This window comes from Bacillus sp. 3255, assembly GCF_031456485.1.
In the GTDB taxonomy this organism is placed as follows: Bacteria; Bacillota; Bacilli; order Paenibacillales; family NBRC-103111; genus Paenibacillus_E.
Genome location: NZ_JAVDUS010000007.1, coordinates 258,770 through 273,750 on the forward strand (window position 1 = coordinate 258,770; position 14,981 = coordinate 273,750).

Here is a 14,981-nt window from a genome sequence, read left to right on the forward strand (position 1 = left end):
TGCAGCGAAGCGGCACATCTAAAGACGGGGAGCGCTTCGGCACTCCCCGTCTTCAACAATAATCCGCTTAAAGCTCATGAAGCTTTAACACCCGGCTATTTCCTTACATTCGCCATCTGCTTCAAGAGCTGCTGCGATAGAGCGGCGTTCTCCCTGATGATGTTCATCAGCTCATGCGGATCCTCCTGAAGATCGTACAATTCGTCGATATCGTTATGATTTTGAATCAACTTATATCTTCCGTCGAAAATCATGCGGGTATTCGTTAACTCGCTAAATTGGAAAGGTTTATGCTGAACGGCCTCTCCTTTTAATAACGGAACTAACGATACGCCATCCAAGCTGCTCTTCTTGTACTCGACACCGGCGAAGTCCAGAATGGTTGGATGCAAATCCATCAATTCGGCCAGCGCGCTGCTTGTCTCCACTTGCGTCGCCCTCGGGTCCGCAATGATGCATTCGCAAGGCACCCTCGTACATCGTGCTTTTCTGGAATAACCCGTGATCTCCCATCATCTCTCCGTGGTCCGCGCAAAAAATGATAACCGTTTGATCGGACAATCCCTTTTGCTCCAAGGTGTCTAAGATGTTCCCCACCCAATCGTCGATCAACTTGATGGCAGCGCCATAGTGCCGCTTAACTTGATGCAGCTCGCTTTCCGTCATTCCGGCTGTGTGCTTCTTGGCTTTCTTCTTGATCCATTCCGGCTTATTGGCATGATCGTCCTCAATGGAAGGGGGAAACGTCTGGTCGGGAAATGCATCCACATACGAGGCCGGAGCATCCCACGGATCGTGCGGTCCAACGAAGCTTACGAATAAATGCCAAGGAGCTTCTCCGGAAACCTGCTCCAGAAACTCGCAAGATTTACGTCCTATGTAACTATCATGAAAATGCTCCGCTGGAAGTGGGGATGGCCAAGCATGATAATATTTCCACTCAGCGAAGCGTTTGCGGTAATCTTCAACGAAATCGGATAAACGTCCCTGATCCCGTAAGTAGCTTTGGAATGGGCCGGCGATATGGTCGTCCTGATCAGGTTTAATGTCAAATGACATTAAACCGTTTCTGCGAAAAGCTGCATTCATCTTCCCTTCGGTTTCATGCGGATCTGTAAACCCAAGCTGATACATGATGGGAAGGTCACCGTTCATGCCATAGAAATGATCTCCCTTGTGAAGATCGCTTTTGCCTATAATCGCAACACGATACCCTGCTTGTCGAAGGGCTTGGTAATAGGTTGGCTGTTCTATCGGATAGTTGACGAAATTCTCAAGGTTCCCTAAGCGATGAGGATATAAGCCTGCGGCTAAGGAACAGCGGCTTGGCCCGCATACAGGACTATTGCAGCTGGCTTGCTCGAAACGGACTCCTCTTGCGGCGATACGGTCGATATTCTACGGCTGTCCAGCCAGAATATAAAAGAGGGCGATCTGCTGACAGTATCGGTGGACATACGAAATGTAGGCAAGCGTACCGGGAAAGAAGTCGTGCAAGTGTATGTGAGCGACATCTTGGCTTCCATCCCCAAAGCGGTCAAAGAACTGAAAGGATTCTCGAAGATCGAGCTTGCCCCCGGCGAAACGAAGTCCGTTGAGATTGAATTGAAGGATAGCGACTTCTCCCATTACGTGGAGCATCTGGGTAAGTTCGCCGTAGAGTCGGGCGAGTTTCAGATTCTTGTCGGATCCTCCTCCCGTGATATTCGACTTCGTGAAAGTGTCGTATTCACAGCTGCAGAAGACGTCAAGGAATCCTTGACAATGCTCCACTCGCTGCAGACCTGGTTGAAAGACGACCGTCATGCAGATAAAGTGAAGCACATCTTGCTGCAGATGAAGGTGGATGAGCATAATCCGCTTTATCCGATCTTTCTTGGCATGCCGATCAAGACGATTCTGGGCTTCCTGTCATCCTTAGGTTACTCTCAGGAAGATACAGACCAAATCGTTAAACTGTTTGGCACGACTCCTGAGTTGGAGAAACAACTGTAAACATGGCATGACTTTCTTTCAGGAGGTTTTTTCTATATGGCAAATAAACCATCATGCTGCTCGGCTTCACGCCAAGCCTCCTTGGAGGTTTCTGCTGCGCTTGCGTCGCCAACCTCTCCCATAGCAAGGCAGCCCTCCGACCCGAAGGAAGGAATGATTCTGCTGGAAGGCGGTACCTTCCTCATGGGGACGGATGACCAGGAAGGCTTTCCCTCTGATGGGGAGGGGCCGATCCGCCATGTAACCGTCAGTCCCTTTTATGTATCACCCTATACGGTCACCAACGCAGAATATGAACGATTCGTTGATGCAACGGGATATCGAACGGATGCGGAGAAGTTTGGCTGGTCCTATGTTTTCCATCTGTTGGTTTCTGCGGAAACGGCAGCTAAAGTCACCCAGGCGGCGCAAGCAACACCATGGTGGTGGAATGTGGAAGGAGCCTTTTGGAGGCAGCCGGAAGGTCCGGATTCCTCGATTGACGAGCGGATGGATCATCCGGTTGTACACATCTCTTGGACCGATGCGGAAGCATACTGCAGATGGGCCGGCAAGCGGCTTCTGACGGAGGCGGAATGGGAGTTTGCAGCGCGCGGCGGTCTCGTACAGAAGAAATATCCCTGGGGAGATCTTCTGAAGCCGGAAGGTCAGCACATGTGCAATATTTGGCAGGGGAAGTTCCCTGTGAAAAATAATGCGGGCGACGGCTACATCGGAACGGCGCCGGTGCATGCTTATCATCCCAACGGTTATGGCCTATATCAAGTTTCCGGGAATGTCTGGGAGTGGTGCTCGGATTGGTTCAGCCGAGATGATCATCTGCGAGCGAATCCGGTGGACCCGAAGGGTCCGCCAGCCGGGAAAGCCAAGGTTATGCGTGGCGGCTCCTACCTATGTCATAAATCGTATTGCAACCGCTACCGTGTAGCGGCAAGATCGGCCAATACACCGGATAGTTCAACCGGGAATATGGGATTCCGGTGTGCCGCCGATTGGGAGATTTCATAGACCTGAGATATCAGGTCTTTTTGTTTTACCCAAATGAGAAATGTCCTTACTACAGCCATATTTTAGTAGAGAAAATCCACTCATTCATGTCATGTAAACCTTGTAAAGCGGGTGCTCTTCTAGCTTTGACGATTCGTACATAAAATGATGTAAACACCCAATTTAATTCAAATCGATGGGAGAGATAATGAAATGGACTCTATGCTTACTCCTAACTCTGGAAAATGCCCGTTCTCACACGGCAGTGCTACTAGTCACAAAGCTAGCGGCACGTCGAATAGGGACTGGTGGCCAAATCAGTTGAACGTGAACATCCTTCATCAGCATGACCGCAAATCGAATCCTATGGGTGAAAGCTTTGATTACGCAGAGGAATTTAAAAAGTTAGATTACCAGGCTCTTAAACAGGATCTGCGCGAATTAATGACAAACAGTCAAGATTGGTGGCCGGCTGACTATGGACATTATGGTCCATTCTTTATACGTATGGCTTGGCACTCCGCGGGCACTTACCGTACGGGGGATGGACGCGGCGGAGCTGGAACCGGGACACAGCGGTTTGCTCCACTTAACAGTTGGCCTGACAACGGTAACCTGGATAAAGCCCGACGCTTGCTGTGGCCGATTAAGCAAAAATACGGCAACAAGATTTCTTGGGCGGACTTGTTCATTCTAACAGGTAATGTCGCGATCGAATCGATGGGCGGCAAAACATTCGGTTTTGGCGGAGGACGCGCGGATGTTTGGCATCCGGAAGAAGATATCTACTGGGGCGCTGAAACGGAATGGCTGGGGGATAAGCGTTACTCTGGCGACCGCGATCTTGATAATCCGCTTGCCGCCGTTCAGATGGGTCTTATCTATGTGAACCCGGAAGGTCCGAACGGCAAACCGGATCCGGTTGCGAGCGGGCGAGACATCCGCGAAACGTTCAAACGGATGGGAATGGACGATGAGGAAACCGTCGCACTCGTGGCCGGTGGACATACGTTTGGCAAGGCACATGGTGCAGGGGATGCTGCGCTCGTTGGGGCAGAGCCGGAGGGCGCGGCAATTGAAGCGCAAGGCTTGGGTTGGTTAAGCACGCATGGCTCCGGCAAAGGTCGTGATACCATCACCAGCGGTATAGAGGGTGCTTGGACTCCGAATCCGACCCAGTGGGATAATGGTTTCTTTGAGATGCTGTTCGGATACCAATGGGAGCTTACGAAGAGCCCGGCAGGCGCCTATCAGTGGGCTCCGACAGCTCCGGCCAAGGAGCACCTGGCACCGGACGCGGAAGATTCATCCGTCCGTGTTTCGACCATCATGACCACTGCGGATATGGCATTGAGAATGGATCCTACATACGAAAAGATTTCTCGCCGTTTCTATGAGAACCCGGAAGAGTTTGCAGATGCATTTGCCCGTGCCTGGTTCAAGCTCACGCACCGTGACATGGGGCCTCGTGCAAGATATCTGGGCCCGGAAGTGCCTGAAGAAGTCTTGATCTGGCAAGATCCCGTACCTGCCGTTCATTATGCTTTAACGGATGCGGAAATTGAAGATTTGAAATCGAAAATTCTGGCTTCCGGACTTACAGTCAGTGAGCTGGTAACGACAGCTTGGGCTTCCGCCAGCACTTTCCGCGGCTCTGATATGCGTGGCGGCGCGAACGGTGCCCGCATCCGGCTTGCACCGCAGAAGGACTGGGAAGTGAATCAGCCGGAACAACTTACCAAAGTGCTTACCATTTTAGAGGGGATTCAAGAAGACCTGGATAAAAAAATAAGCATGGCTGATTTGATTGTATTAGGCGGCAGCGCGGCAGTGGAAAAAGCGGCACGAGATGCAGGGTTCCCGGTAACGGTTTCTTTTGCTGCCGGACGCGGCGATGCAACTCAAGAGCAAACCGATGTTGAGAGCTTCGCAGTGCTGGAGCCGGTCGCTGATGGTTTCCGCAACTATCAAAAGAAACAATATGCTGTAAGCGCTGCAGAGCTGCTAGTAGACAAGGCGCATCTGCTTAACCTTACAGCACCGGAAATGACCGTGCTCATTGGCGGCCTGCGTGTATTGGGAACAAATGTCGGCGGTACCAAGCACGGCGTATTCACGGATCGCGTAGGCATCCTCACGAACGACTTTTTTGTTAACTTGCTGGATATGGGCGTTCAATGGAAGCCTGCGGACGGAGGCGTATATGAAGGACGCGATCGCAAGACAGGCCAAGTCGTGCGTACGGCAACTACAGTTGACCTCGTATTTGGTTCAAATTCTGTTCTGCGCGCCATTGCAGAGGTTTATGCTCAAGACGATAACAAAGAGAAGTTCGTGCGGGACTTCGTTGCCGCATGGGTCAAGGTTATGAACGCGGATCGTTTCGATCTTAAATAACGACATCAATGGAAAGCAAAAAGCAGTATTTGTGGCTAAATACTGCTTTTTGCTTTCGTTTTGTAAAGTGAACCTCTATGGTTTAAGATTCTAATTTCATTAACTCTGCTTGTAACGATTGTATGCAGCAGTACATTTCTTTCTGATCATGCTTATTACCAAAGCGTCGCAAAATTAGCTGCGGCCATTTTTTTCTTCACATATGGCATCAAATTCCGAAGAAGCAAGCAAACATCTAGTATCTTCTTCGCAGCAGCCGTTTTCTGTATGTATCTGTCTTGGCACAATTCGAACGTATAGATGACGTTATCTCGCTTTTTTCCTAATACTAAAGATTCTATTTATTTTTAAATTTTCAAGCGGGTAATCTTCTTTTCTTTGAAGATACATGAATAAGTTTGTGATCCACTTTGAAATAGCGAATACCAACAAATAATTAAGGAAGATATAGAAAAAATTCATCCCATTATAAAGTTTCATAAGGTTAAAAGTCACCAAAGCTGGTTTGAATAGGAAGGAGGCGAGAAAAGAATAAGCTGTAGCGTACAAGTAATAATTCTTGTTTCTGTTTAAAGTCCATTGGTAAAGCAGCATTGCTGAAACGGGAATTAAGGCGGCATCTAAGGCTACGCTTGAAGATAAAAAGGGAACTGCTTTGTACGGATAATCGATAAATCCATTCGTTGCCGTAACGGCATCCGAATAATGAACCCATACATGAATGTTGAGTCCAAAGAATCCGATAAGAAATACCTTTTTTCTATCAATGAAGAAATATAGGACAACTAACGGAAAGATGATAAAGAACAAAAGAAGCCAAAATTGCCACGTATTTAAATTCGAGTATGTGCCCCAATATGCTGTTGTAGCCTGTGCAAGCTTCTCGTGAAGTTTGTGGATTTGCTCAAATTTATTGGCTTGATCAGTAGGCAATTTCATTTCCTCCTTTCGTTTTACTTAATTTAACCAAAAGGTTTTGGATGTATGCTATGGAGCTTCCACGCGACGAGCAGAATAAGTGAAGGTTGCGGCCTTAACGTTATTTGGGTACATCGTAGTTGTTAAGGGAAAGATAGGCCAAATGAAATCCTTAAAGGAGGCAGGCTGGGCATGGACTTATCCTGGCATTTGGTCTGGAAGTGTATACTTCTTGTCTTAACAGGCATTCTGCTGCTGCGTTTATCAGGTCGCAAATCAATCGCGCAAATGAACGTTGCGACGACCGTCATTATGATTTCCATTGGGGAGTTGATTGCTCAAGGGATTATCGAGAATACCGTTTGGCGGGCTATCGCCGCGGTCGCTTTGTTTCTAGCCACCCTGGTCATACTGGAATTTTTGGAGATTCGATTCGGCAAATTTCAAAATCTAATCACGGGAGAGGCGGTTGTCATCATTCGTGAAGGCCAATTGGATATGCAAGCGCTGAAGAAGCTCCGCATTACAGTCAACCAACTGGAGATGCGGCTTCGCCAACTGGGGATCTCCAGCATAGCAGATATCAAGCATGGAGCTATTGAGACGAACGGCGAGCTAGGCTATGAGCTTCAAGAGGCGGCAAAGCCTGTCACTAAGCGTGATCTGGAGGTATTGCTGAAACAGCTCGGAAACAAGTAACAGGCGGAAGAGCAAGCCGGCTATTTCTTTGGATTAAGGAGCTGTGATACCATTATGTTATGATATCATTTAAATTCTTTCAGAAAAGAGAACCTAAGCGATGGACAAAATTAACAGGTCGAAAGTTGAAGCCGAACTTCAGGCCTTCATTGGGACTGATGTTTATATTCACAGCGAAGCCACTTCATTCGTATTCGTGCGCAATTTTAAGGTTCAGGTGACCCATGCCTTTATAGCGGGCGAAGGGCCATTTCGTACCGCACTCCGATTTGATGGGCATGGCTGGCTTCGAATGGAGGCGCTCACGCATTATGAGATTGATGCGAACGGTCGTCTTTTGTTAGCCGGTTACGATGACAGAGGCCGGATGAATGTTGCCCTGCACCTAGGAAAGGAGCCGTTCCCAGAATGAACCCTACCCATCAAGCGCCATCGAAAAAGCTGCTCGCGGTGTTTGCTCATCCCGACGATGAGTCGTTTATTTGTGGAGGTACCCTCGCTAAATATGCGGGCAGAGAGGTCGACATAACGCTCGTAAGTGCAACACGAGGAGAAATGGGCCGGCGCATGGGCAACCCGCCTTATCTCAACCGTGAATCCATGGCGGCTGCCCGTGAAACGGAACTGCGGAATGCCTGCGACTGCTTAGGAATCAGGCAGCTCCTTTTTTTGGATATCCGCGACAAGACGGTTGAGTTCGCCGATGAAAATAGTTTGACAGCACGCATTGCGGCTCTCATTGACGAAATTGATCCCGATGTCGTGCTTACGTTTCACGAAAAGCTTGGCGGACATCCGGATCATTGTGCCATTGGGAAGGCGACGACGGCGGCTTTTCAAAGAACAGGACAGCGGGGAGCCTTATATTACATTACGTTCGGTGACGCGATGGAGCGTCCGGAACGGTTCGGGTATTCCCGTCAGGATGTTGTCAAAATCGATGTGCATGCTCACCTGGATGCCAAGCTTGCCGCGTTTCGTGCCCACCGGTGCCAAACCGAAATCGACGAATGGGTATGGCTGCCCGACCAAGAGGCAAAAGCAAGATTCGGTAAATACGAATATTTCCTGAAAGCGGATGTGGCGTCTTCGTCCCTACTTCGCGATGATTTGTTTATGCGTTAAATCATGTCTCATCGAACAGACGTCACCGCGGCGCATTCGTGTTCATTGGAGGAATAAACCTATTCTTCATTATCCACAATAAGGGTACACCTTAGAGCTATCTAATGGGATTTGAAAGAAGTAAGGAGCCTAGCCAATGATGAAGAAATTAATGACCCCGAGTTCCTTTGTTTGTTTGAGTATAGCGACAGCTTTTTCTTTTCCAATGTACTTCGCGCTTAAGAGAAGATGAATGATGAGCGTACCCCACTGGCTCTTACGGCCGGCGGGGATTTTTTTATTTTCATTAGTAATGGCTGGAGTCAGCTTTACGGACCAAGCCTATGGCACCACGAACAATTAAAAAAGTGGTAATTAAGGTGATAAGCGTTATAAAGGCGTTCCAGTGTTTGTACTCAATCAATTCCGTATGTTTCTCCGCCCAAATTTCCAGCAATGTTACAGGAATACTGTACAAAAGGGATTGGACAAAGATGCTTTTTAAATTCGAGTATTGTGTAGTTATATTATAAAAGACACAGAGGGTAGGAAAAACGAGAAAGTCAAATACGATGTTCGTATGGAAAGCCTTAGGAAAGAAGCGAACGGGATAATCTAATAAACCTGCTGCAATGATAAAACAATCGGCAATAGCTGTAATCACCGACTTCAATAAAAAAATAATAAGCCAGTCTTTAAGAGGGCTTCTTAACATCCAGAAGAACATGGAGCCAAAGCATAGGATGGTAACCGTCCACAGTATGAAATATTCCATTGCAGCCTCCCCAAATAAAGGAAAAATTGTTTTTGTTAATATGTTAGGTTCTTCATAAAACCAGGAATTATGCTTAGAGATTCATTTTCTTCCGTGCCCTTTCCCGCATCACTCTTAGTCGGATAAGGGGAAATCATCAGGAAGCTCTACAGGGGGATCAATAAATCGTTCGACAAATTGCGACAATTTTTGTAAAATTGTATAAGGAAGGATTTGCGTTGAGGAGGTTTCAAATTGACGGCCCTAAGTACAATACAAGACTTGATCAGCAATTTTGCCATCGTGACGGCCTATTTGTTTCTTGCGAATCAAGTGATTTTCAAGTATACAAATTTGGATTCACGCGCTGCTCCTTATATAAAGCTTAAAATGGGAGTCGTGGCAGGAATATTGGGTATCATACTCATGATTTTCACTGTACATATGAATGGCACGATCTTAGACTTTCGACACTTAGCGATTATCATTTCGGCCATCCATGGCGGTATCTATTCTTCCGTGATCACAGGAATGATTATTTTTCTAATGCGTATGTTCGCCTATGGAGATGTAAGCACTTCTACGGTCATTGCTTCGCTTAATTCGATTGTTATTGCTGTGGGTGTAGGGCTTATATGTATGAAACAGCGTTCCTTCTGGAGAAAGTGGATCTATTCGTTATTTATAAGTATTTTGTTCACGGGAATCGTGTTCATCCTGAACTTAGGAGCCAATGGCATTGTTCCAATGCTAACTTTTACCTTTATGATGACTGTCGGCGGCCTACTTGCAGGCTATTTGACGAATTTCTTAGTAAAAGCCAAAGCACAGTTTCAAAGATTTGAACAGGAAGCCACCACCGATTTCCTCACAGGACTAAACAATCATAGAAGTTTTGATGAAAAATTTAATGACCTCTTGCAATCTGCAGAAGATAAAAGTGAATGCCTGTCCATCTTATTGGTCGATATTGACTATTTCAAGAAGATTAACGATACCTACGGGCATGCGAACGGCGATGCCGTATTACAGCAATTAGGGGACGTCTTAACACGGTCATCACGTACTTTTGACACGATCTCCCGGATTGGCGGTGAAGAATTCTCCTTGTTACTATATGATACCCCCCACAAACATGCCCTTATCATTGCCGAAAGAATCCGGATGTCTGTTAATAAACATAAGTTCATGCTGAATGATGGGAGTGAAATATCAATCACTGTATCCATTGGCGCTGCGACCTTCCCGGATACGAAACGGGAGGAGTTGATCGAACAAGCGGATAGGGCCCTTTATCATGCCAAAAGGAACGGCAGGAACCTCGTTTGCTCCAATCAGGCTGAATCATGATAACCATGATGATGATGAAGATTGAGGTGGGGAATCCTCCTACAAAAACGAGAAGTCCCTGCTTGGAGAAGCAGGGACTTCGGTTTACTTAGGCTGGTTATTCAAATAGGGGCGAGGATCAATGTAGTTCATTTGATTGCCGGTAATGCCTGCTGCGACGGCAAAATGCAGATGAGGCCCCGTGGACTGGCCGTCATTCCCTACAACGGCAATAACTTGCCCCCGGCGTACTTCTTGACCTACGGACACGTAGATCCCATCTCCATACATATGGCCGTAAACACTCATCAAACCATTGGGATGCTGAATGACAACCCAGTTACCGAATCCGTTGGCTTTGCCGGCGTAGAGTACAATTCCATGATCAACTGCGGCAATGGAAGTCCCGATAGGGGCTCCGATATCAATTCCGGCATGGAACTCCCCGCCGCGGGAGCCAAAATCCGAGGTTATGGTATGAGAATCAGGGACCGGCCACTCCCAATTACCGTCGCTCTGAATTTCTTTCTCCAGAGCAGCCTTCAGTTGCTCTTGAACATCGGGAGCAATCTGGGAGTCGACGCTCGACAAATCTTCTACATCCTTTTTGGCACTGTCCACCTCACTCAGGCTTTGCTGCTGCAGTTGCTTTAATAAAGCAAGACGTTCAGCGAGCTTTTTTTCTTGTTCGGCTTTCGCGGCGTTTAGCGTATGTTGCTGGGCGGCTAGTAAGGATTGCTTCTGCTCCAGTTCTTCCTTCATCTTCGTCAAATTTGTTTTATCATCCATTTTTGTTTCGATAATTTGCTTATCTTGACTAAGCAGCAACATTAACATCTGCATCCGATTCATAAAATCGCTAAAACTTGAAGAACCTAAAAGTACATCCATATAAGAAATCGAAAGGTTTCCACTCGTATACAAATAAGTCAGCCGATTTTTCAACAACTTGTCGCGGGCATCAATATCCTTTTGAACGTCAGCCATTTCCTTCTGCAGCGCAATGTTTTGGCTGTTCAATTTGTCGATCTCAGGCTGCAGTTCATTTGACAATTTATCATATTCAAAGACTTGCCGGTTAATCGTTGTAAGCTGACCTTCAATCTCAGACTGTTGATCATTAAGGTCGTGGATAACTTGTAAACGTTGATTATAAGCTGCGATTATATCTTGGGCACTCTGTTCCGTCCTATCTGCTGCATGAACCCAATTGACATTTGAGAATAAGATCAGCATGGCTGCTATAAGAACAAGTTGCTTGGATCTCATCCTATCATCCCTTCCAGCATAAATCTATGAAGTCCGTTTAGATGAAATAGTTGAAATGACAACACATATAAAATTTTAAGACTTATAGATTAAGATGTCATTGGTATGTTGTTCCTTACAAGTACATGGAACGGATACGAAAGTAAAGACTCCCAATTCGGGAGTCTTTTTTATTGGGGACCAAGCGACAGTGTAATGAGCATGTGGAAAACGATCCAACCATTTCTCCTGAATACCCCATGGAAGGGATATGGCTGTGATGCTCTTGAACCGTCCTCAACAAGCGCTCTATTCCTAGATATGAAGATCAATCTAGCCATCTCGCCGACGCTCTGCTAATATGGATAGTATCATGCGGCAGGAAAGTTCTGGATGTAAAAAAACGAAGAACACTTGTAAAAAACGATCTTTTAACGGGTTGGTGGACCAAGGGGTGAAACGAGTATGGAGCCACTCACATATAACTTGAATCGCCTGGCGCTGCATATTCATGTTGTTCTTGATAAAGTAACCTATCCCGGGTGGGAAGATATGCGCAATCTGGTGAACGTGCACAGCTTGTATTGGATTCATGAGGGAGAAGGGACTTTCCTCACGAATACGGAACACAGTGTGCAAGCCGGAATGCTGGCTTACTTAAAGCCCGGTCTCGAAATGTCCATGCGATCGGAGCCCCATGCTCCGCTTCGGATGACGATGGTGCTTTTCGACTGCGCGGAAATCGGGTACGATGCGGTCTGGAAGAATGTGACGCCGGTTGAGAGACTTGGGCTTCCCTTCCTAAGTCAATTCAGTCCATCGCAAAGTGAGGAATTAGGACCGTTGTTTCGCGAGATTCACCAGGAATGGTCTCCTGGTGTTGCGGCCGGAGCGCTCGTTTCTCAGGCCAAACTGCAGATCCTGCTTCATAAGCTTCATCAGATCGAGCAGCCGGACTGGAGCTTGGCTGAAACGGGAGCCATCGCCGCTTTTGAGCAAATCAAAAAGCGTCTGGAGAATGGCTATACGGAAAATCAGCGCATTGAGCGTCTAGCCGATGCCTACAAGATTTCGGCATCCTATCTGCGCAAACTGTTTATCAAGTATACGGGCATGGGCCCCAAGGAGTATCATAACCATTTGCGCAACCAACAGGCGTGCCGCTATCTCATATTTACGGATTACCCGATTAAGGAAATTGCCAAGCTGTGCGGGTATTATGAGGAGTACCATTTCAGCAAAATGTTCAAACTGCTGAACGGTGTCTCGCCAAGTAGTTACAGAACCAGTCAAAGGAGTGGAGAATAGCTGTATGATCGAAGCTAACGATAATAAGAATGCCGCAGTTCAACTGGAATACCTCGGTAGAGGGTTGGTTGCAGCAGCGACATCGGAAGGTGTATTTCTCAGCTGGAGATTGCTTGGGAATGAAGTGACAGGTCATAGCGATAAGGGACTGACCGGTACTGACTTTAACCTGTACCGGGATGGTATCCTCCTCACGGCTGTTCGTGACAGCACGAATTATTTGGATCGAAGCGGGACGCTTGCTTCCGTATATGTTGTTTGTGCCGTCGTAAACGGACAGGAAGTCGACCGGAGTGAAGATGTCGTTCCATGGGAGAGCCCCTACTGTGAATTGCCACTACGTAAACCTGCTGACGGCATGACGCCAACCGGCCAGACCTATACCTACGCGGCTAATGATATGAGTGTTGGCGATGTAGACGGTGACGGCGAGTATGAGTATTTCGTTAAATGGGACCCATCCAATTCTAAGGATGTATCGCACTCCGGCTACACGGGTCCCGTATATATCGACTGCTATAAGTTAGACGGAACGCTGCTCTACCGGATCGACCTCGGTGTGAACATCCGTGCAGGCGCGCATTATACGCAGTTTCTGGTCTATGATTTTGACGGGGACGGGAAAGCGGAGCTGATGTTCAAGACCGCACCGGGTACGAAGATCATCCGGTACGATCGGGAGGGAAGGCCGTCCTCCGAAGCGTATATCACTATGCCCTCGGAGGATATAGCTGCAGGGTACAACCATCAGGACGACTACCGAATGAGCAGCAGGGACTACTACGAGCATATCGTCCGGATGTTTATGCGCTGGGACAAACATGAAGAGGTCGTTGCCGGGCACTGGCCGTCCACACTGGAAGCCTGCTTCGGAATCGATAACCGCTACCGTTACCCGCTGTCCAGGGAGGACGCGGAGCGGCTTGCCGATCACTTCATCGACGTGTACGCCCCCAGCCGGAGCGGACGCAATAGCTTGCGGTCTTTTGAGGGCTTTATTCTTGAGGGGCCTGAATATATAACCGTGTTTCACGGAGAGACAGGTGAGGAACTCGAGACGATTCCCTATAAGCCTGGGCGGCATGATGACGGTCTGATGTGGGGAGATTATGCGTGGAACCGCATTGAGCCTGGCAACCGTGTCGACCGTTTCCTCGCCGGTGTGGCCTATCTGGACGGTAGGAAGCCGTATGCAATCTTCGCCCGCGGATACTATACACGTGCTGCCGTCGTATCTTACTCGTGGGATGGAGCGCATCTGAAGGAGCACTGGGTCGTCGACAGCGGCTGGATGACGATGAATAATCCATTCCATAACACACTTCGTCTGGAAGATGGAAGAGACGAGCACTTCGGCAGTCTGGCCAAGCAGGGGGCGCATTCGCTTAGCATTGCCGATGTTGACGGGGATGGCTGTCACGAAATTATTTATGGCGCCGCTACTATCGACCATGATGGCACGATCCTGTACAGCTCCCGCGCCGTGATGCCTCCTGAGAGCAAAGCGCCCGGCCGCATCGTCAAGCTCGGCCATGGCGATGCCCTGCACGTAGCGAATATTGATCCGGACCGGGAGGGGCTGGAGATCTTCATGGTCCACGAAAGCGGTGAATGGGGGCCCTACGGGTACACGCTGCGCGATGCCGCGACAGGCGAGATCTTGTTCGGCGGCTTCGCTGCCGATGATGTGGGGCGCGGGATGGTCGGCCAGGTGGATCCGGCGCAGCGCGGCCTTCAAGTATGGTGCAGCGAGGGCTATGAAGGGGATGAAGCTTTCGGCTTGATGACGTGCCGGGGGGAGCAGATATCCAAGCAGGTGCCGGGCACGAACATGAACATCAGGTGGTCGGCCGATATGACAACCCAGGTCGTCAGCGGCAGATTCGCTGAGCCTGTTGCTATTGAAGACTGGAGACGGGGCAAGCTCCTGACAGCAGAAGGAACGTCTTCCAACAATGGAACCAAGGGAAATCCGTGCCTCGTCGCGGATGTCTTCGGAGATTGGAGAGAAGAGCTGCTGGTACGCACCTCGGATAGCTCGGCTATTCGGATCTACCTGAGCACGGAGGTAACAGACCGCAAAATGTATACATTGATGCACGACGCGCAATACAGAACCGGTATCGCATGGCAGAATGTTGTGTACAATCAGCCTTGCTACACCAGCTTCTATTTTGCCTCAGACATGGATTGGGCGAAGATGCCGATTCCGAATCTGCACTTGCCGAAAGCTAGTCAGTAA

At 48.3% G+C, this 14,981-nt stretch carries 14 protein-coding genes; 9 read left to right on the plus strand and 5 right to left on the minus strand.

Annotated elements, in window-relative coordinates; genetic code table 11:
* Positions 1-95 precede the first annotated feature (95 nt).
* Both J2X61_RS13235 and J2X61_RS13240 read right to left on the minus strand, forming a co-directional pair.
* Complete coding sequence (locus J2X61_RS13235) at positions 96-398, minus strand: sulfatase/phosphatase domain-containing protein (RefSeq protein WP_310188259.1); 303 nt, start codon at positions 396-398, stop codon at positions 96-98.
* Entirely contained in the window at positions 289-1,395 is a 1,107-nt protein-coding gene (locus J2X61_RS13240) for a sulfatase-like hydrolase/transferase (protein WP_310188347.1), read from the minus strand. Before J2X61_RS13240 ends, J2X61_RS13235 begins: the two co-directional genes overlap by 110 nt.
* Between J2X61_RS13240 and J2X61_RS13245 the strand changes: the two genes are divergently transcribed.
* From J2X61_RS13245 to katG, 3 genes are all read left to right on the plus strand, one after another.
* Positions 1,357-1,995, plus strand: coding sequence for a fibronectin type III-like domain-contianing protein (locus J2X61_RS13245; RefSeq protein WP_310188261.1), 639 nt, complete (start codon positions 1,357-1,359; stop codon positions 1,993-1,995). The two genes, J2X61_RS13240 and J2X61_RS13245, sit on opposite strands and share 39 nt — an antisense overlap.
* Positions 1,996-2,031: 36 nt before the next feature.
* Positions 2,032-3,003, plus strand: coding sequence for a formylglycine-generating enzyme family protein (locus tag J2X61_RS13250; RefSeq protein WP_310188263.1), 972 nt, complete (start codon positions 2,032-2,034; stop codon positions 3,001-3,003).
* Between the two features lie 192 nt (positions 3,004-3,195).
* Positions 3,196-5,379, plus strand: coding sequence for a catalase/peroxidase HPI (katG, locus tag J2X61_RS13255; protein WP_274470241.1), 2,184 nt, complete (start codon positions 3,196-3,198; stop codon positions 5,377-5,379).
* A gap of 306 nt (positions 5,380-5,685) precedes the next feature.
* On the opposite strand, the gene J2X61_RS13260 is transcribed toward katG, so the two are convergent.
* The gene (locus J2X61_RS13260) at positions 5,686-6,312 is read right to left on the minus strand and encodes a CBO0543 family protein (protein ID WP_274470240.1); all 627 of its coding nucleotides are present in this window, start codon (positions 6,310-6,312) and stop codon (positions 5,686-5,688) included.
* A 177-nt stretch (positions 6,313-6,489) separates the two neighbouring features.
* Between J2X61_RS13260 and J2X61_RS13265 the strand changes: the two genes are divergently transcribed.
* From J2X61_RS13265 to J2X61_RS13275, 3 genes are all read left to right on the plus strand, one after another.
* Complete coding sequence (locus tag J2X61_RS13265; protein WP_274470239.1) at positions 6,490-6,996, plus strand: DUF421 domain-containing protein; 507 nt, start codon at positions 6,490-6,492, stop codon at positions 6,994-6,996.
* Between the two features lie 100 nt (positions 6,997-7,096).
* Positions 7,097-7,408, plus strand: coding sequence for a DUF1806 family protein (locus J2X61_RS13270; protein ID WP_310188265.1), 312 nt, complete (start codon positions 7,097-7,099; stop codon positions 7,406-7,408).
* Entirely contained in the window at positions 7,405-8,121 is a 717-nt protein-coding gene (locus J2X61_RS13275) for a PIG-L family deacetylase (protein ID WP_274470237.1), read from the plus strand. Before J2X61_RS13270 ends, J2X61_RS13275 begins: the two co-directional genes overlap by 4 nt.
* 286 nt (positions 8,122-8,407) lie before the next feature.
* Here J2X61_RS13275 and J2X61_RS13280 read toward each other — a convergent pair whose 3' ends face one another.
* Positions 8,408-8,875, minus strand: a complete 468-nt coding sequence (locus J2X61_RS13280; protein WP_274470236.1) for a CBO0543 family protein — start codon at positions 8,873-8,875, stop codon at positions 8,408-8,410.
* 234 nt (positions 8,876-9,109) lie between these two features.
* On the opposite strand from J2X61_RS13280, the gene J2X61_RS13285 reads away from it, so the two are divergent.
* Entirely contained in the window at positions 9,110-10,204 is a 1,095-nt protein-coding gene (locus J2X61_RS13285) for a GGDEF domain-containing protein (RefSeq protein WP_274470235.1), read from the plus strand.
* A gap of 84 nt (positions 10,205-10,288) precedes the next feature.
* Here J2X61_RS13285 and J2X61_RS13290 read toward each other — a convergent pair whose 3' ends face one another.
* Positions 10,289-11,452: a murein hydrolase activator EnvC family protein gene (locus J2X61_RS13290; protein WP_310188267.1), complete on the minus strand. Its 1,164-nt coding sequence runs from the start codon at positions 11,450-11,452 to the stop codon at positions 10,289-10,291.
* Positions 11,453-11,896: 444 nt separating this feature from the next.
* Here J2X61_RS13290 and J2X61_RS13295 point away from each other — a divergent pair, with 444 nt between their 5' ends.
* Both J2X61_RS13295 and J2X61_RS13300 read left to right on the plus strand, forming a co-directional pair.
* Positions 11,897-12,739, plus strand: coding sequence for a helix-turn-helix transcriptional regulator (locus J2X61_RS13295; RefSeq protein WP_310188269.1), 843 nt, complete (start codon positions 11,897-11,899; stop codon positions 12,737-12,739).
* Positions 12,740-12,743: 4 nt separating this feature from the next.
* On the plus strand, positions 12,744-14,981 hold the full coding sequence (locus J2X61_RS13300) for a rhamnogalacturonan lyase (RefSeq protein WP_310188270.1): 2,238 nt from the start codon (positions 12,744-12,746) through the stop codon (positions 14,979-14,981).